The organism is Sphingobium sp. GW821-FHT02B05, assembly GCF_059421905.1.
Genome location: NZ_JBWKVW010000001.1, coordinates 212,201 through 230,229 on the forward strand (window position 1 = coordinate 212,201; position 18,029 = coordinate 230,229).

18 protein-coding genes are annotated in these 18,029 nt (G+C 64.7%); 14 read left to right on the forward strand and 4 right to left on the reverse strand.

The window, feature by feature from the left end; genetic code table 11:
• The first annotated feature begins 51 nt into the window (after positions 1–51).
• A complete protein-coding gene (locus tag AC07UX_RS01195) occupies positions 52–999 on the forward strand; it encodes a hypothetical protein (RefSeq protein WP_495190207.1) in 948 nt (315 codons plus the stop codon).
• 70 nt (positions 1,000–1,069) lie between these two features.
• Here AC07UX_RS01195 and AC07UX_RS01200 read toward each other — a convergent pair whose 3' ends face one another.
• Complete coding sequence (locus tag AC07UX_RS01200) at positions 1,070–1,504, reverse strand: winged helix-turn-helix transcriptional regulator (protein WP_495190208.1); 435 nt, start codon at positions 1,502–1,504, stop codon at positions 1,070–1,072.
• Positions 1,505–1,602: 98 nt separating this feature from the next.
• On the opposite strand from AC07UX_RS01200, the gene AC07UX_RS01205 reads away from it, so the two are divergent.
• The 6 genes from AC07UX_RS01205 (at position 1,603) to AC07UX_RS01230 (ending at position 5,175) form a co-directional block, all read left to right on the forward strand.
• On the forward strand, positions 1,603–2,343 hold the full coding sequence (locus tag AC07UX_RS01205) for an SDR family oxidoreductase (RefSeq protein ID WP_495190209.1): 741 nt from the start codon (positions 1,603–1,605) through the stop codon (positions 2,341–2,343).
• A 160-nt stretch (positions 2,344–2,503) separates the two neighbouring features.
• Positions 2,504–2,824: a DMT family transporter gene (locus AC07UX_RS01210; RefSeq protein WP_495190210.1), complete on the forward strand. Its 321-nt coding sequence runs from the start codon at positions 2,504–2,506 to the stop codon at positions 2,822–2,824.
• Positions 2,825–2,943: 119 nt separating this feature from the next.
• Positions 2,944–3,306, forward strand: coding sequence for a DUF1428 domain-containing protein (locus AC07UX_RS01215; RefSeq protein ID WP_495190211.1), 363 nt, complete (start codon positions 2,944–2,946; stop codon positions 3,304–3,306).
• Positions 3,307–3,419: 113 nt separating this feature from the next.
• Positions 3,420–4,223 (forward strand): VOC family protein, encoded by an 804-nt coding sequence (locus AC07UX_RS01220; protein ID WP_495190212.1) that lies wholly within the window; start codon positions 3,420–3,422, stop codon positions 4,221–4,223.
• Positions 4,220–4,711, forward strand: coding sequence for a VOC family protein (locus tag AC07UX_RS01225; RefSeq protein ID WP_495190213.1), 492 nt, complete (start codon positions 4,220–4,222; stop codon positions 4,709–4,711). The genes AC07UX_RS01220 and AC07UX_RS01225 overlap by 4 nt, the downstream gene beginning before the upstream one ends.
• A complete protein-coding gene (locus AC07UX_RS01230; RefSeq protein ID WP_495190214.1) occupies positions 4,708–5,175 on the forward strand; it encodes an SRPBCC domain-containing protein in 468 nt (155 codons plus the stop codon). Before AC07UX_RS01225 ends, AC07UX_RS01230 begins: the two co-directional genes overlap by 4 nt.
• A 27-nt stretch (positions 5,176–5,202) precedes the next feature.
• Here the strand turns inward: AC07UX_RS01230 and AC07UX_RS01235 are convergent, their stop codons facing one another.
• The 3 genes from AC07UX_RS01235 to AC07UX_RS01245 all read right to left on the reverse strand — a co-directional run bounded on the left by AC07UX_RS01235 (position 5,203) and on the right by AC07UX_RS01245 (position 9,373).
• Complete coding sequence (locus AC07UX_RS01235) at positions 5,203–6,480, reverse strand: oligogalacturonate lyase family protein (protein WP_495190215.1); 1,278 nt, start codon at positions 6,478–6,480, stop codon at positions 5,203–5,205.
• Positions 6,481–6,702: 222 nt separating this feature from the next.
• A complete protein-coding gene (locus AC07UX_RS01240) occupies positions 6,703–7,869 on the reverse strand; it encodes a pyridoxal phosphate-dependent aminotransferase (protein ID WP_495190216.1) in 1,167 nt (388 codons plus the stop codon).
• A 343-nt stretch (positions 7,870–8,212) separates the two neighbouring features.
• Positions 8,213–9,373, reverse strand: coding sequence for a pyridoxal phosphate-dependent aminotransferase (locus AC07UX_RS01245; RefSeq protein WP_495190217.1), 1,161 nt, complete (start codon positions 9,371–9,373; stop codon positions 8,213–8,215).
• 160 nt (positions 9,374–9,533) lie between these two features.
• Here AC07UX_RS01245 and ptsP point away from each other — a divergent pair, with 160 nt between their 5' ends.
• From ptsP to AC07UX_RS01280, 7 genes are all read left to right on the forward strand, one after another.
• On the forward strand, positions 9,534–11,807 hold the full coding sequence (gene ptsP / locus AC07UX_RS01250) for a phosphoenolpyruvate--protein phosphotransferase (protein WP_495190218.1): 2,274 nt from the start codon (positions 9,534–9,536) through the stop codon (positions 11,805–11,807).
• 74 nt (positions 11,808–11,881) lie between these two features.
• On the forward strand, positions 11,882–12,862 hold the full coding sequence (locus AC07UX_RS01255; RefSeq protein ID WP_495190219.1) for a helix-turn-helix domain-containing protein: 981 nt from the start codon (positions 11,882–11,884) through the stop codon (positions 12,860–12,862).
• Between the two features lie 111 nt (positions 12,863–12,973).
• The gene (locus AC07UX_RS01260) at positions 12,974–13,903 is read left to right on the forward strand and encodes a hypothetical protein (protein WP_495190220.1); all 930 of its coding nucleotides are present in this window, start codon (positions 12,974–12,976) and stop codon (positions 13,901–13,903) included.
• Entirely contained in the window at positions 13,894–14,868 is a 975-nt protein-coding gene (gene tilS / locus AC07UX_RS01265) for a tRNA lysidine(34) synthetase TilS (protein ID WP_495190221.1), read from the forward strand. The genes AC07UX_RS01260 and tilS overlap by 10 nt, the downstream gene beginning before the upstream one ends.
• Before the next feature lie 129 nt (positions 14,869–14,997).
• Complete coding sequence (locus tag AC07UX_RS01270; protein ID WP_120249277.1) at positions 14,998–15,186, forward strand: hypothetical protein; 189 nt, start codon at positions 14,998–15,000, stop codon at positions 15,184–15,186.
• A gap of 99 nt (positions 15,187–15,285) precedes the next feature.
• Entirely contained in the window at positions 15,286–17,235 is a 1,950-nt protein-coding gene (gene ftsH / locus AC07UX_RS01275; RefSeq protein WP_495191747.1) for an ATP-dependent zinc metalloprotease FtsH, read from the forward strand.
• Positions 17,236–17,384: 149 nt separating this feature from the next.
• Positions 17,385–17,861 (forward strand): hypothetical protein, encoded by a 477-nt coding sequence (locus tag AC07UX_RS01280; protein ID WP_495190222.1) that lies wholly within the window; start codon positions 17,385–17,387, stop codon positions 17,859–17,861.
• Positions 17,862–18,029: the final 168 nt, after the last annotated feature.

Consider the following 18,029-nt stretch of genomic DNA (forward strand, 5'->3'; position numbering starts at 1 on the left):
CCTAACTTACGACCGGCATGACCGGTGCCTATCGTCCTGCCGGAGAATTTGATGTTGTCTTCGCGCCTTATCGGCCGTCTTTCCCTTGTCTCGCTGGCGGTGCTGGCGGCCTGTTCGACCCCGCCGCCACCGCCGCCGCCCGCGCCGCCGCCGCCCGTCGTGCCGACCATTCGCCCGGTGCCGCCATCGAACGCGGCCGAAGGGATGAGCATCCCGGAAAAGGATGCGGACGGCAAATATCTGACGGCCAACCGCGGCGTCACGTCCAATACCGCGCTGTGGCATATCCGCATGGCGCTGAATGTCGCGGCGCTCAATTGCGACAAATATGGATCGACTGCGCGGCTGCAATATAACCAGATATTGGCGCTGCATAAGGACACGCTGAACAGCGCCAATGCGGCGGTCGATCGCAATTACAGCGTGGCCTATGGCAGTTCGGGCATGGCGTCGCGCGAACGGTTGAACACGGTCGTCTATAATTTCTTCGCGCTGCCCCCGGTCATCAAGAATTTCTGCCCGGTCGCCGTGACGGTGGGGCAGAAGATCATCGCCATGCCCTCCTCGCAACTGCTGGTCGAGGCGCCGGCATTGCTGGCCGAGCTGGAAAAGCCGTTCCAGGAATTTTACGCCGCCTATGCGGACTATCTGCGGCGGCTGGCCGAATGGCAGTCGCGGTTTGGCGCGACGGTGACGGTCGTCGTGTCGCCCACCCCTCTGCCGCCGCCGCCGGTGCCGCCGGGCGAAGCGCCGCCCAAGGGGTGGACGCCGACATATAAAAGTTCGATCGAGGCGACGTCGCCTGCCCCTGCGGCGGGTACGGCGCCTTCGACAGGGGCGATGCCGTCGTCGGCAGGGGCTGCGCCTGCGTCGTCGCCGGTGGCGCCCTCTGCGCCTTCAGGGGTGACGCCGTCGGGGCCGCCGGCACCGGCGCGCACGCTGCCCGACAATAGCGCGCCCAAGCTGATCGTGCAGCCGGTGCCGACGACGGGCGAGTAAGAGCAAGGCGCGCATATGAAGCGTTCCCCGGCCTGCGCCGGGGAACGCGGGGGCATAAGATCGCCTTGTGCTAATCCCGCGCGTCGAAGGTGGCGCGGGCGGCCTCGACCGTTTCCAGATTGCGCTCGGCCCAGATCCAGACGCCGCAAAAGGCGGCGCTGAGGCTGTTGCCGAGCGGGGTCAGCGCGTAATCCACGCGCGGCGGCACCACGGCATGGACCGTGCGGGTAAGCAACCCGTCGCGCTCCATCTGGCGCAGCGTCTGGGTCAGCATCTTCTGGCTGATCCCCTCCACCTGCCGGCTTATTTCGGTGAAGCGCAGCGTGCCCTTTTCCTCCAGCAATTCCAACACCAGCAGCGTCCATTTGTCGGCGATGCGGCCGATCAGGTCGTTGACGAGTCGCTCGATTCGCGGGTCGATGTCGGTGGGCGGTTCATGCGCCAGATATTGTTCGGCCTGGGCAATATCGGCGGCGGTGAAGCGGGTCTGGAGCGGATTTGCCATTTCTCACCTTTGGGTAACTACAGCACTTTGCGGTGCCTACTTTCCAAAAGAGAGCATAAGCCTAAATTGCCGTTCAAGCCAATCGAAAGGAACCCACCATGCAATCCACAGGCAATAGCATCCTCATCACCGGCGGCGGATCGGGCATCGGCGCGGCGCTGGCGCATGAATTTCATATGGCCGGCAATCAGGTCATCATCGCCGGGCGGCGGCAAGCCGCGCTGGACGCGGTCGTGGCCGATCATCCGGGCATGGCGGCGATGACGCTGGACATGGAAGATCCGGCGGCGATCAAGGCTTTTGCGGAAAAGCTGGTTGCGGATTTCCCGGCGCTCAATGCCGTGCTGCTCAATGCCGGGATCATGGTGGCGGAGGAGAAGATCGACCTGGCCATCGCGGAAGCCACGGTGGCGACCAACCTGCTTGGTCCCATCCGCCTGGCCCATGCGCTGCTGCCGCACCTGGAGGCGCAGGCGGCGTCGACGATCCTGACCGTGTCGTCGGGGCTGGCGTTCGTGCCGCTGGCAGCGACCCCGACCTATAGCGCGACCAAGGCGGCGATCCATGGCTGGTCGCTGGCGATGCGCGAACAGTTGGAGGCGACGAGCGTGGAGGTGGTGGAGATCGTGCCGCCCGGCGTGCAGACCGACCTGATGCCTGGTCATGCCGAGAATGAGCAGATGATGCCGCTGGCCGACTTCATCGCCGAGACGATGGGCCTGTTGCGGCAGCAGCCGACGCCTGCGGAAATCCATGTCGAGCGCGTGAAGTTCCTGAGCGAGGCGACGAAGCGCGGCGAGTTTGCGCAGGTGTTCGGGATGCTGAACGGGGCGCATTGAGCCTTGGTGCTTCCGCGGAAGCAGGAGCAGGGGTCGGGCGGCTTGCCCTTGTCGCGCCGCTCGCCTATGTCCATCCTCGACAAGCGAGGCCACGTCCTCCCCCGCCCTGCGGGCTTGAAGTCCGGGACGGCCCGGCTCTCTTTTGGGAGGGAGAGCCGTGATGGCCTGGATCTATCTCTTTATTGCCGGCGTGCTGGAAATCGTCTGGGCCTTTGCGATGAAACAGTCGCACGGGTTCAGCCGGCTGGTGCCCAGCCTCATCACTTTGGGCGCAATGGTCGCGAGTTTCGGGCTGCTGTCACTGGCGATGCGCAGCTTGCCGCTGGGCACGGCCTATATGATCTGGACCGGGATCGGGGCGCTGGGCGCCTTTGCCGTGGGCGTCGCCTTTCTGGGCGAGGGGATCAGCGTCGCGCGGCTGATCGCGGCGGGGTTGATCCTGTCCGGGCTGGTACTGATGAAGCTGTCGGCGCAGGCGTAGCCGCTCTCGGACGGGCCGTTCTTCTTTTCGCGTCATCTGATATAAGCCGTGCAGATAAGGACGTGCGCGTCGGCTATTCTTCGGGTTGCACGACGCGCGCGACGAAGAGGAGAGAGAAAATGGCCTATATGGACGGTTTCGTGATCCCGGTGCCCAAGGGCAACAAGGAACGCTATCGCGAGGTCGCGGCCTATGCCGCGCCGATCTTCATCGAGCATGGCGCGCTGCGCATCGTCGAATGTTGGGGCAGCGACATCAAGATCGGCAAGACCAACGATTTCCGCACCGCCGTGATTGCCGAGGAGGATGAGGAGGTCGTCTTTTCCTGGATCGAATGGCCCGACAAGGCGACCCGCGACGCAGGCGCGGAGAAAGTCATGAAGGATGAACGCATGCAGCCCAAGGCGGGCGAGGACATGCCGTTTGCCGGTGCGCGGCTGATCTATGGCGGGTTCGAGGTGCTGCTGGACGCGCGAAAATAGGGCGCCGTGCGCGTGCGAACGCCGGGGGCCAGGATGCGGGGCAGCGCGTTCGACCCTGGGCTGCTGCCTGCGCAGGAGCCCGTGAATCCTGATTCTGTTGCAGGAGAAAGACGATGACGGACTTTACCGGCAAATTCTTCTGGTATGAATTGATGACCAGCGAGCCGCAGGCGGCGCTGGCTTTTTATGGCGATGTGCTGGGGTGGACCGCGCAGCCTTTCGGGGGCGAGCGGACCGACGATCCCTATCATGTCGTATCCGGCAGCGCGGGTGCGGTCGGCGGAGTCATGGCGATCCCGGCCGAAGCCAAGGATTGCGGCATGACCCCATGGTGGGGCGGCTATATGGGATCGGCCGATGTCGATGCCGATGCGCGGCGGCTGAGCGCTGCGGGCGGCAAGCTGATGCGGCCGGCCGAGGATATTCCGGGCGTCGGGCGCTTTGCGGTGATGGCCGATCCGGGCGGCGCGCTGTTCATGCTGCTCAAGGGGGCGAGCGACGGGGAGATGGAGGCGGCGGCGCCCATGGCGCCCGGCCATGTCGGCTGGCACGAGCTGTATGCAGGGGACTTCGACAAGGATCTGGCCTTCTACACCGGGCAATTCGGTTGGACGACCGGCGACGCCATGGATATGGGCGAGATGGGCAGTTATCAGTTGGTGTCGCAGACCGGCGGGCGCGATTTTCAGGATATGACCGGCGGCATCATGCCATGCCCCAGGGAAATGCCGCGACCGGCCTGGCTCTTCTATTTCGTCGTCGGCAATATCGACGAGGCGGTCGAGCGGGTGACGGCGGGCGGCGGCACGGTGCTGAACGGACCGATGGAGGTGCCCGGCGGCGGCTGGATCATCCAGGCGAGCGACCCGCAGGGTGCGATGTTCGCGCTGGTGGGCGGCAAGGAGGCCGCGTCATGAGCAAGATATCCCCATGCCTGTGGTTCGATGGTCAGGCCGAGGAGGCTGCGCGTTTCTACGTGTCGGTGTTCGGCGGGTCGATCGACCATATCAGCTATTATCCGCAGGAAAATCCCTCGCCTTCGCCGCTGGCGGGCGGGAGCGTGCTGCTGGTCGAATTCACCCTGTTCGGGCAAAGTTATCAGGCGCTGAACGGCGGGCCGCAATTCACCTTTGACGAGGCGATATCGCTGGCGGTGGCGTGCGAGGATCAGGCGGAACTGGACCGGCATTTCGACGCGCTGACCGCCGACGGCGGCAAGGATGGACCGTGCGGGTGGGTCACGGACAAATATGGCCTGTCCTGGCAGTTGGTGACGCGGCAGATCATGGACAATTACAAGACGGACGACAAAGCCGGCATCGCCCGCATGATGGGGGTGATGATGACGATGCGGAAGCTGGATACCGCCGCGATGCAGGCGGCCTTCGAAGGAGAAACGATGTGAGCAGCGCCGAGCATGAACTGTCCGTCACCTGCCATATCGCCGCGCCGCGCGCGATCTGCTGGAAGGTGTGGGTGGACCTGAAGGAAGAATGGTTCTGCCCCAAGCCCTGGCGCGCCGAAGTGATCGAACAGGATCTTCGCCCCGGCGGGCGCAGTGCCGTGCAGATGTTCGGGCCGAACGGCGAAGAGACGGGACCGATGGAGGGCGTGTTCCTGGAGGTGGTACCCAACGAACTGGCGGTGACGACGGACGCCTATGCGTCGGGATGGATACCCCAGGCAGCGTTCGTCACGGCTGTGTGGCGGTTCGAGGATGAGGGCGAGGGCACGCGCTTTACCGCGACCGCGCGCCATTGGGACGCGGAGGCCAAGGCGCGGCACGAGGCAATGGGATTCCATCCGGGCTGGGACCAGATGATGGAGCAGTTCAAGGCATTGAGCGAGATATCGGCGGCCAGTGCTTAACGCGCCATTTTTCGCCATTGCGATGTCTTACTGCGCCTTCGCCACTTCCACGGCGTAGATGGCAGGTTTCCCCTCCACATTGGCGCGATAGACCAGCCATTTGCCGTCGGGCGTGAAATGCTGGTTGGGTTCGAGCGTGTAATCCTGTTTCGACAGGTCGGCGAGGCGCCGGGTTTCCAGATCGCCGGCCGCGATCAGCCGGTCGCCGTCCAGCGTGTCGGGCACGCGCGGGTTGGTGTCGGGGCGGGGGCGGAACAGGCTGATATATTTGCCATCGTCATTGCCGTCGCCAGAGAAGAGGCGGTTGTCCGGCGAGGAGCTGAAATGATAGCTGCCTTGCCCTGCGCCCAGCCGGTACCAGAGGCGCTTGCCGCTCACCACGTCGAGGCTGGCGAGCCAGCGCACGCCCATCGGCTGGATCAGGTCGTACCAGATGGTGCGGCCGTCGGGCGCCCAATATTCATGGCCGGCAATTTCACCCTGGAAGCTGCGCCGATGGACTTTCGTCTTCTGGCTGCCGTCGGTGCGGATGGTCCAGATGCGATCGACCTTCTGCCACGGCCCTTCATGGCAATACATCAGCAGCGTCGGGTCGGACGGCGAGAAAAGGACATGGTTGAGCCAGTCGCTGGACCGGGTCACGGTCTTTCGCTCGCCGGTGCGGATGTCGATGGTGAAGATTTCCATCGGCACGCCGGCGGCCAAGCGCTTTGCCATCCATTGTTCCTTGGCTTGCGCGAAGGGCAGGGGCTTTCCGTCGGGGCCGTTGGCGGCATAGGTGGGGGAGCCGGTTTTGGGATCGCGATTGCCCTGCGCGGCGATGGCGGCGGGCGGCGGGGCGAGTTCGCGATGGCCGGCGAGCAGCGTGTCGTCGGCGTTGATCGACGCGATGCGGCCACCCGGCAGGTCGGCGATACGGCGGCGCTTGCCGGTGTCGAGATCGACCGACCAGATGGTGGAGGCGGCTTCGTTGCCGATCGGGCTGGTGCTGTAATAGGCGACCGGCGCGCGGTTGCCGACGAAGAGCAGGCGGTCGATCTTTTGCCGAAGGACGAGACGGGTGGTCCAGTTGGCGGTGTCAGCGACGCGGATGCCTTCGGGCGTCAGGTAGATCATGCGCTTCCCGTCCGGGGTGAACGGGTTATAGTTGAAATAGAGGCCGTAATTGCCGGGACGATCGTCGACCCGGACGATGCGGTGGCCCGTGGTGGGATCTGTCCACGATGCAGGTCTGGGCGCGGGGGCTGCCGCGACCAGCAGTGGCAGAAGTCCCGTCAGAGCCAGCCCTTTTGCGCGCATCGTCATCTCCGCATATCCATTTTGTGGAACGTGGTAACGCATGGTGACAATTTAGGCAATCGAAGGGATGGCGATACCGTCAGGGTGGCGCACAGGCGGGGGCGGCAACAAGGCATGGGGGCGCATCCGAACGGGCATTGAAGGTCATGATCCGCCCGTCCTGGGTCTTGGCAAAAAAAAGGCGCCCGATTGCCCGGACGCCTTTTCGTTAGTGACTAGGGGTGGCGGTTACGCCTTATAGACCTTGTCCACGGCGGCGCGGAACTTGGCCATGTCGTCGGCGGAACCGACGGTCACGCGCGAGACGGTGGGCCAGATGGGCCAGTTGCGGCCGATCTGCACCTTTTCCGGCGACGCGAGCAGGGCGGCCTGCATTTCCTTGGCCGGCTTCTTCCAGTTCACCATGAACATATTGGCCTGGCTGCCGGGCTGCACTTCGATGCCCTTCTTGGTCAGCCATGCGATGGTTTCATCGCGGTTGGCGATCATTTCGTTGCGGCGGGCCTTGATGAGGGCGGCTTCCTTGTAAACCGCATTGCCGCAATGCATGGCGGTGATCGCGAGACCACCGGCCGAGGGGCCAAAGAGCGAGATGCGCTTCTGCACTTCGGGATCGGCAAAGGTGAGGCCGAGGCGGACGCCGGCCATGCCGAACAGCTTCGAGAAGGTCCGCATGACGATGATGTCCTTGCGGTTGCCGATCAGCGAGGCGGCGCTGGGGGCTTCGGAGAAGTGGATATAGGCTTCGTCCACCAGCAGCATGGCGTCGGCGGGCTTGTTGTCCAGCAGCCATTTGATGTCGGCCAGCGGAGTGATGGTGCCGGTCGGGTTGTTGGGCGTGCAGATATAATAGAGGCCGGCGTTCGGATTGGCGGCCAGCATCGCCTTGACGTCATGACCCTTGCCGATCGCCTGGGGCGCCTTGGCAATGGGGGCCTTCATGTAATCGGCGGTGCGCCAGGCGGATTCGAAGGTCGGGTCGGCGGTGACGAGACCCTTGGTTGGCGAGCAATAGGCCGCCACGATGCTGACCAGCGGGCCGCCGGAACCCGGCCAGGGCATGACCTGCGCTTCGGGGATGCCTTCGACCGCGGCGACGGTGGAGATGAGGTCGCCCTTATAATTGTCCGGGTCGTACCAGTTGCCGAACGAGGCGGCTTCGGCGGCGGCCTGAACGCCCGAGGGGAAGGGGCCGGTCCAGCATTCGTTGGAGCCGATGCGCACTGCGCCCTTGACGCCGCGGGCGGCCTGCTGCTGCGCCATGGCGCTGCCGCCCAGAAGCGAGCTGGCGGCGACGCCGGCGCCCAGCAAAGCGGCAACTTCGCCCAGTTGGCGGCGCGAATAGCCGCGCTCGATCAGGTCTTCCTGGGCATCCTTGTTCAGCATCATGGTCATGTCGTCCGTCCCCGTCTGAAAATCGGTTCAAATCACATGGGGGAAGACGAAAGGGCAGAGCATTTCCGCAATGTGTCGATTACGATTTATGTAATTATTCTGGCGTGTCGTGCCGTTCTGGCGCCACGAATGAAAGGCAGGCGTTTGCCGGCAGGGAAAAGCTGTCACCGGCCCTTTCCATCGCTGGCCAAGGCAAGCGCTCAGGACACATATCTTTCTCCGGCGAAGGCCGGGGGCCGGTTTCACGGTCGGATCTGGCCCCCGGCCTTCGCCGGGGAACGGCGTTCTATCGTTCAAAGACCGCGTCGCCCCGGATCAAGCCCGGGGTGACGGGTCATGTTCTTTACGCCTTCCACACCTTGTCGACGGCGGCGTTGAACGCTTCCATTTCGGCCATGGAGCCGACCGACACGCGCGAGACATTGGGCCAGATCGGCCAGTTGCGGCCGATCTGCACATTGGCGGCGAGCAGGGCGGCCTGCATGTCCTTGGCCGATTTCTTGCCCCAGTCGACCATGAACATGTTCGCCTGGCTGCCGGGAATGACCTTGATCCCCTTGGCCTTGAGATAGCTGACCGATTTTTCGCGGGCTGCGTTCATTTCGGCGCGGCGCGCCTTGATGAGGTCTGCCTGGGTGACGGACACCGTACCGCAGGCGACGGCCGTCATCGGCAACATCGCCGTGACCTGCCCGCCGTCATAGCGCATCATCTTTTCCATCAGCGCGGGCGAGGCGAAGGTGAGGCCGAGGCGCATGCCGGCCATGCCGAACAGTTTGGAGAAGGTGCGCAGGATCAGCACGTCGTCGCGGGTGGCGGCAAGCTTGGCGGCGTTGGGACCATCGACCCAGTGAATATAGGCTTCGTCCACGACCAGGATCGAATCCTTGGGCTTGTTGTTGGCCAGCCATTCGATGTCGGCGACAGGGGTGACGGTGCCGGTCGGGTTGTTGGGCGAGCAGATATAATAGACGCCCGCATTGGGATCGGCCGCCAGCATCGCCTTTACGTCATGGGCGTAATCCTTGGTCAGGGGCACTTTCTTGACCGGGGCGCCGAGCCAGGCGGCGGTGCGCCAGATGGCTTCATAGGTCGGGTCGGCGGTCACGATGCCGCGCGTGGGCGAGGCATAGGCGATCGCGACGCGGCTCAGCGGATCGGACGATCCGGGCCAGGCGACGATGCGGTCGGCCGGGATGCCTTCCACGGAAGAGACGGCGTCGAACAGCTTTTGATGTTCATTGTCCGGTTCGTAGCGATTGCCTTCCTGCACCAGCTTGAAGGCGGCTTCGGCCGCGACGGGGAAGGGGCCGGTCCAGCATTCGTTGGCGCCGATGCGGACGGCGCCGGCGACAGGCTTGGCCGCCTGTTGCGCGCCCGCGCCCGTGATGCGGATGGCGGCCGCGCCGGCGCCCAGCAGCGCCGCGACCTTTGCCATCTGACGGCGCGAATAGCCGCGTGCCATCAATTCCTGTTCCATTGCCGGTTCGAGTTGCGTCGCCATGATCCCTCTTCTCCCTCCATGCCCGCATGCGGGCTTTCAGCTTGCTGGACGAATGTACAGATTGTTCCCGCCATGCAAATCAGCTCTGCTTAACAATATTGCGGGGCCGATCATAGGAAACGCCTTGGAAAGCGGTGCGTCAATCTGATAGCGCAATGATATGCCCAGCACACCCGCCGCCGCCGCCCGCCAGATCCTGATCCGATTGCAGGAGGTGATGGCCGCGCGCAACAGCGCCCAGGCCAAGCTGAACAAGGTAGTGGAGATTATCGGCGAGTCGCTGTCGAGCGAGGTCTGTTCCATCTATCTGGTGCGAGAGGGCGTGCTGGAACTGTTCGCGACGCGCGGGTTGAAGCAGGAAGCGGTCCATGTCACCCGCATGGCGAAGGGGGAGGGGCTGGTCGGCCTGATCGCCACCAATGTCGAGACGCTGAACCTGGACGAGGCGGCGTCGCACCCCGATTTTTCCTATCGCCCGGAAACCGGCGAGGAGTTGTTCCACAGCTTTGCCGGCGTGCCGATCGTGCGGCGCGAGCGCGCCATCGGCGTCCTGTGCGTGCAGCATGCGGACCCGCGCAAATATGAGGAGGTCGAGATCGAGGCGCTCCAGACCGTCGCCATGGTGATGTCGGAACTGATCGCGAATGCCGAACTGGCCGATGACGGCCCGTCCGACGCCCGGATTGCCGACACCGGCACCAGCATGTTGCACGGACTGCAACTGGTGATGGGCATGGCGCGCGGGCATGTCGTGTTCCACCAGCCGCGCGTGCATATCGAGCATACGGTCGCCGAGGATGTGGAGGCGGAGCGGCAGCGCGTCTTTTCCGCCTTCGCCAAGATGCGCGAACAGATCGACCGGATGACCGGCGCGGCCGAATTCGGCATGGAGGGCGAGCATCAGGAGGTTTTGGAAACCTACAAGATGTTCGCCTATGACGAGGGATGGACCCGGCGCATCAACGAGGCGATCGACAGCGGCCTGACCGCCGAGGCGGCGATCGAGCGGGTGCAGCAGCGCACCCGCATGCGCATGCGGCAGATCGACGATCCGCTGCTGTCCGACCGGATGCACGATCTGGAGGATCTGGCCAACCGGTTGCTCCGCATCGTGTCGGGGCAATTGGGCACGGCGGCGCAGATGGGCCTGCGGCAGGACGCGATCCTGATCGCGCGCAACCTGGGCCCGGCGGAATTGCTGGAATATGACCGGCGCCGGTTGAAGGGCGTGATCCTGGAAGAAGGGTCGCTGACCGCCCATGTCACCATCGTCGCGCGCGCCATGGGCGTGCCGGTGCTGGGCCGGGTGCGCGACATCCGCCATCTGGTGACCGAAGGCGATCTGGTGCTGATGGATGTGGGCGCCAACGCCCTGCTGATCCGCCCGACCGCCGACATGGAGGAAGCGTTCGAAACGAAGCTGCATGTGACGCAGAAGAAGCGTGCCGAATTCGTCGCCATGCGCGACCTGCCATCGGTGACGGCGGACGGGCAGCGGGTGGAGTTGATGGTCAATGCCGGCCTGCGCGAGGATGCGCAGGCGCTGGATGTGGTGGGCGCGGACGGGATCGGCCTGTTCCGCACGGAATTCCAGTTCCTGGTGTCGGCCACCCTGCCGCAGCGGGAAAAGCAGCAGCGATTGTACAAGGATGTGCTGGATGCCGCCGGCGACCGGCCCGTCATCTTCCGCACGGTCGACATCGGCGGGGACAAGGCGTTGCCCTATATGCAGCGCGACGACGACGAGCATGAGGATAATCCGGCCATGGGCTGGCGCGCGCTGCGGCTGGCGCTGGACCGCGACGGGTTGATGAAGGCGCAGGCGCGCGCGCTGCTGGAGGCGGCGGCGGGCAAGGTGTTGCACATCATGTTCCCGATGGTGTCGGAACCGTGGGAATATGAACAGGCCCGCGCATTGGTGGAGCATCAGCGCGAATGGCTGGTATCGCAGAAGAAGAAGCTGCCGATCGCGATCAGATATGGTGCGATGCTGGAGGTGCCGGCGCTGGCGGAGGTGCTGGACCTGCTTCTGCCCAAGCTGGATTTCCTGTCGATCGGGACCAACGACCTGACCCAGTTCCTCTTCGCGGCCGACCGGGCGCATCCGCGCCTGGCCGAACGCTATGACTGGCTGAGCATCGCCATATTGCGTTTCCTGGACCGGGTGGTGCGGACATGCCAGGATCATCAGGTGCCGGTCGGTGTCTGCGGCGAAATGGGCGGGCGGACGCTGGAGGCGATGGCGCTGATCGGCCTGGGGGTGCGCCGCCTGTCCATCACGCCGGCGTCGGTCGGGCCGGTCAAGGCGATGATCCGGGCGATCGATGCCGAAGAATTGCGCGCCTTGATGCGCGAGATGCTGGATAGCGGGACGATCGACATTCGTGCGCGGCTGACGCGATGGGCGGTCGATCGGAATATCGAACTCGGCTGAAATCGGGGGATACGGCGTTGACAACGCCCGTCCCGCAATGAGACAAGGCCGGCCATTACAGGTCGCGGAGCAGCATGGCAGACGAAGCAGAAACCGAAGCCGGCGCCATCGGCGCGCCGGAAGCGCAGCTTTCCACTCCTGGCGCGAAGTTGCGCGCCGCGCGGGAGGCGCAAGGCCTTTCGATACAGGATGTCGGCACCCGCACGCGCATCGCCGTGCGTCAGCTGGAAGCGGTGGAGCGGGACGATTATGCCGCCCTGCCGGGCATCCCCTATGCCGTAGGGTTCGCGCGCGCCTATGCCCGCGCCGTCGATCTGGACGAGGTGGAGATCGCGGCCGAGGTGCGCCATGGCGTGCATAACAGCGATATCGGCGCCACCCGGTACGAAGCGTTCGAGCCGGTCGATCCGGCGCGTGTCCCCTCGCGCGCTCTGGCCTGGACCGCGGCGCTGATCGTGGTCGTGCTGATCGCCGGCTTCACCATCTGGCGTACCCAGTTGTTGACGCCGCCCACGGCCGAGGAAATCGCGCAGGACAAGCAGGAAACGACCGCCGCGCGTCCGGCCGGCGTCGCGCCGGCCGCGCCTGTGGTGCAGACCGTGATATTCACCGCCGTGGACGATGTGTGGCTGCGCATCGTGGACGAAGCGGGCGAGCGGTTGAAGGACGGGACGCTCAAGAAGGGCGAGAGCTTCACCCTGCCCGCGGACGCCAAGGGGCCGACCATATTGACCGGTCGCCCGCAGGCGCTGACCGTGACGGTCGGTGGCAAGGCGATCCCGCCGCTGGGCGCGCCCGACCGCACCATTTCCGATGTGCCGGTGAGCGCGACGGCGCTGCTGGCGCGGGCGGCGGAAACGCCGGCGGCGCCCGGCGCGGCGCCCGCCACCACGCCGCCTGCCCGTGCCCCGGCGGCGCGTCCGGCGCAGCGTCCGACGGCGGCGGCCCCGTCCGCAGCCAATGGCCAGATCGCCGGACAGCCCGGCGGGATGAGCGTGCCGTTGCCGGCAGCGCCCGCACCGGCGACCAGTGGCGCGGCGGGCACGCAGCCCTGAGTTCGGGCCTGAGTTCGGGCCTGCGCCCAGGCTTCAGCCCAGGCCACGTCGCGCTTTACCACGCAAAATAACGGCTTATGGTCAAGCCAACAGATTTAGTCGGGGAACATCATGCGTAACGCCCTCTTCGCGACATCGGCCGTTCTGCTGACGATGGCCGCGCCCGCCATCGTTCAGCCCGCCGCCGCGCAAAATGCGCCGGTCGAGGTGCGGGTCGATCGGCTGGAAAAGGAAATGCGCGCGGTGCAGCGCAAGGTCTTCCCGGCCGGCACGCCGATCGAGGCGGAGATCGTCCGTCCTGCCACGCCCACGGTCGCGCCCGGATCGCCGGCGTCGACCCCGATCGCCGACCTGACGGCGCGGGTGGGGGCGCTGGAATCGCAGCTGGCCTCCATCACCGGGCAGGTGGAGGAAAATAGCTACAAGCTGCGCCAGCTGGAGGCGGCCTTCACCAAATATAAGGCGGAAAATGACGCGCGCCTGGCGGAGCCGGCGGCAGCTGCGCCGCCTGTGTCGGTTCCGGCCGCGCCGGCGCCTGCGCCGACCACCGCCGCGCCCAAGCCGGCTGCGCCCAAGCCCGCAGCGGCAGCACCGGTCGCCAGCGAAGCGCGCAAGGCCGCCGTGGCCGCGGTGGAGCGACCCGATACCGGCGATGCGGCGGGTGACGCCTATAATTACGGCTTCCGCCTGTGGGACGCGAAATTCTATCCCGAAGCGCAGGGTCAGTTGAAGGCGACGGTGGAGAAATATGGCACCAGCCCCATCGCCAGCAAGGCGCAGAACCTGCTGGGCCGCGCCTATCTGGACGATGGCAAGCCGGCGCTGGCGTCGGTCGCCTTCTATGAAAATTACCAGAAGCGCCCGCGTGGCGATCGCGCCGCCGACAGCCTGACCTATCTGGGCGAGGCGCTGATCCAGCTGAAGAAGCCGGCCGATGCCTGCAAGGTCTATCAGGAGCTGGAGCAGGTCTATGGCGAGAGCCTGTCCAACAGCCTGCGCGCGATGATGACGGCCGGGCGTGCCAAGGCGAAGTGCAGCTGACCAGCGACAGCGACGGCGACAGCGACGGGGCGGCGCTGACCGGGCGACTGGCGGCGCGGCTGGTTGCGGCAACGCACGCGCTGGTCGGGCATGATCCGGCGGCGCGTTTTGCCGTGGCCGTGTCTGGCGGGCCGGACAGCATGGCGCTGCTGTTTCTGGCCGCGCGCGCCTTTGCAGGGCGGATCGCGGCAGTGACGGTCGATCATCAATTGCGGGCGGCGTCGGCGGACGAGGCGGTGATGGTGGCGCGCTGGTGCGCCGGCCAGTCCGTTCCCCATGCGACATTGACGCCCGATATGCCGGTGCAGGGCAATGTGCAGGCGTGGGCGCGGGCGATGCGCTATCGCGTGATCGAGCAATGGCGCGCGGGGCAGGGAATCGACTGGATCATGACCGCCCATCATGCCGACGACCAGCTGGAAACGATGCTGATGCGGATCAATCGGGGATCGGGGGTCGCAGGATTGGCCGGGGTGCGGGGCCGGTCGGGCCGGGTGATCCGGCCGCTGCTGGAGATGCGCAAGGCGGATTTGCAGGCCCTGGCGGAGGCGCAAGGGCTGCCCCATGTCCATGATCCGTCCAATGCCGATCCGCGGTTCGACCGGGTGGCGATGCGCAAGGCGCTGGCGCAGGCGCCCTGGCTGGATGCGCAGGCGGCGGCACGAAGCGCGGCGGCGCTGGGGGAGGCCGAAGCGGCGATCGCATGGAGCGTGGCGGACCTGGCGCAGGCCCATGTGCGGGCGGATGGCGCTGGCTGGCGGCTGGAACGGACCGACCTGCCGCGCGAATATCTGCGGCGGCTGGTGCTGCATATGCTGATGCTGGCCGAGGCGCCGGTGCCGCGTGGCGACAGCCTGGACCTGGCGCTGGGCGAGGCGGCGGCCGGGCGGCAGGCGAGCCTGGGCGACTGGCTGCTCAAAGGGGGGACGGACTGGACGCTGAGGCCCGCGCCGCTGCGCCGCTGACGATCGTTACGGAAAGGTTCCACGGATCGTCGCGCAAGCCCCACGCTTTGCCGATTAATCAGGGCGAAATGACCCTTCCTTAACGCGCATCATGCTATCGGGCGGGCTTTCTAGCGGGGAATATGGTGCATGGTGGAGTTTGCGGCGTTGACTTACGGCCTGTTGGCCAGTGTCATTCTGTCTGCGGCGAAGCGGAACAGGATGCTGGCGCGGCCGCATCCGCCGCTGCTGCTTTATGTCGGTTATCTGCTGTGCGGCCTGTCCGCCGGCCTGGCGCTGGCGCTGGGCTATGTCGCGCTGACGTTGCTGGGCGCCTGACCATCGACGGGAAGGGCGTGAAATAGCGGGCGCGGTGGGCCTGAGCCTGCTTGCGCTTTTGCGGACGCGCCCTATCTTGACCGGTGAAAGTGAGTGATGATGAACGACGAAAAAGACCCGCAGGGCAACCCCTGGATCAAGAGCGCCATGATTTGGGCGGGCGTGATCGTCGCCCTGCTGCTGTTCGTGTCGCTGTTCGACAGCCGCACGACGTCGGCTGCGGGATCGGCCATCGCCTATTCGGAATTCCGCTCCAAGGTACAGGAAGGGCAGGTCAAGGACGTCGCGATCGCGCCGGACCGGATCAGCGGCACCCTGTCGAGCGGTCAGAAATTTTCGACCGTTCCGGTCAATGATCCGGGCCTGACCGGCCTGCTCGACGACTATAATGTCAAATATTCGGGTCAGGCGCAGGACCAGCCGAGCTTCTGGCAGATATTGCTCTATCAGTCACTGCCGTTCCTGCTGATCCTGGGCATCGCCTTCTTCGTGCTGCGCCAGATGCAGAAGGGGGGCGGCGCGGGCGGCGCGATGGGTTTCGGCAAGTCGAAGGCCAAGCTGCTGACCGAAAAGCATGGCAAGGTGACGTTCGACGACGTCGCCGGCATCGACGAAGCGCGCGAGGAATTGCAGGAAATCGTCGAGTTCCTGAAAGACCCGAGCAAGTTCGCGCGCCTGGGCGGCAAAATCCCAAAGGGCGCATTGCTGGTCGGTTCGCCAGGCACGGGCAAGACGCTGCTGGCCCGCGCGATCGCGGGTGAGGCGGGCGTGCCCTTCTTCACCATTTCGGGGTCTGACTTTGTCGAAATGTTCGTGGGCGTGGGCGCAAGCCGCGTGCGCGACATGTTCGAACAGGCCAAGAAGAATGCCCCCTGCATCGTCTTCATCGACGAAATCGATGCGGTCGGCCGCCATCGCGGCGCGGGCCTGGGCAATGGCAATGACGAACGCGAGCAGACGCTGAACCAGCTGCTGGTCGAAATGGACGGCTTCGAGGCCAATGAGGGCATCATCATCGTCGCGGCGACCAACCGTCCCGACGTGCTGGACCCTGCGCTGCTGCGTCCGGGCCGTTTCGACCGTCAGGTCGTGGTGCCCCGTCCCGATATCGAGGGCCGCGAGAAGATTTTGGCCGTGCATATGAAGAAGGTGCCGCTGGCGCCCGACGTCAATCCGCGCACCATCGCGCGCGGCACGCCGGGCTTTTCCGGCGCGGACCTCGCCAACCTGGTCAACGAGGCCGCCCTGACGGCGGCGCGGCGTGGCAAGCGGCTGGTCGCCATGGACGAATTTGAATCGGCCAAGGACAAGGTGATGATGGGCGCGGAACGCCGCTCCATGGTCATGACCGACGATGAAAAGAAGATGACCGCCTATCATGAGGCCGGCCATGCGATCGTATCGGTCCACGAACCCGCGTCCGACCCGATCCACAAGGCGACGATCATCCCGCGCGGCCGCGCGCTGGGGATGGTGATGCGCCTGCCGGAGCGCGACAGCTACAGCTATCATCGCGACAAGATGCACGCGAACATGGCCGTCGCCATGGGTGGCCGCGTGGCCGAAGAGATCATCTTTGGCTATGACAAGGTGTCGAGCGGCGCGTCGGGTGACATTCAGTACGCGACCAAGCTGGCGCGCGACATGGTGACCCAATGGGGCATGTCGGACAAGCTGGGTCCGCTGCAATATGAAGAGCAGCAGGGCGAGACGTTCCTGGGCTATTCGCAGAGCCAGCGCACCCATATGTCTGACGAAACGGCCAAGCTGATCGACGCGGAAATCCGCGGGCTGGTGGAGCAGGGCTATCATCGCGCGCAGGAATTGCTGAAGGGTCATGAGGACCAGCTGCACTTGCTGGCCAACGCGATGCTGGAATATGAGACGCTGAGCGGCGAAGAGATCAAGGCGCTGCTGGAAAAGGGCGAGATCACCCGCGACGACGGCACGACGATAAAGCCGTCGGTGATCCCGGCGGCAGGCTCCTCGATCCCGCGCATCCGCAAGCGCAAGGGACCGTTCGGCGAGGCTTCGCCGGCCGGCGTGTAAGGGCTGGGTTCAGCGACAAGTTGCGGAAGGGCGTGGCCGGGAGGCTGCGCCCTTTTTTAATGGAATAATCGACAAAGCTGATAGCTGTTGAAATTGTGATAAGATTACAAATTTGAATATTTCAATTCGGTATATCGGGGGCATTTAAGTTGAGCGAATTTCTAGATTTGGAAACTCCGTATCGTTCTATTCGGGTTGCTGAATTGAAGATGTTTCACGCTAAAGCTGTAGCACGCTGGAGAGGACTGGTTGTTGCTGCTCAGGAAAAAATGGGGGGTGTAAATAGCGGTATTGGGTTCATCGGATCGCCAGGTTGGGTCATTACGGGTTCGCTAGTTTTGGGGGCCATAGAGAATGCTTTGTCTTCTGCGAGTTCAAAGGCGGGAATAAAAATGCTTGGTGAGGCCGGTGCACTCATGGCTGAAATTCAAGAGCGCGGTGTCTTCATTCCTATATCTCAAGTTTCTAACCTCGAAACTGGACGGCCTGATGCTTGGCAGGCTGTAGTTGATAATGTCAGTTTTATCACTCTTGGAGATGAATTCCTTCGTGTTCGCACATCGGATGCAGCCGAAATCAGTGTTCGTTGGAGTGCAGTTAATAGTCTTGGTTTTTCGCGAGATTGATCTCCACATTGTTTATCAATTTTCATGTCTCGTACGACATGCCCCCGTATCGGCTGCACGGACCCTCTCCCGCAATAAAATCCCCAAAGGGTCTGGCCGTTTGCCATCGGAGTGGTTACATGGGCCGCCACAAATCCCCCAGCGATCCGGCCTCCCTTCACCCGGTCC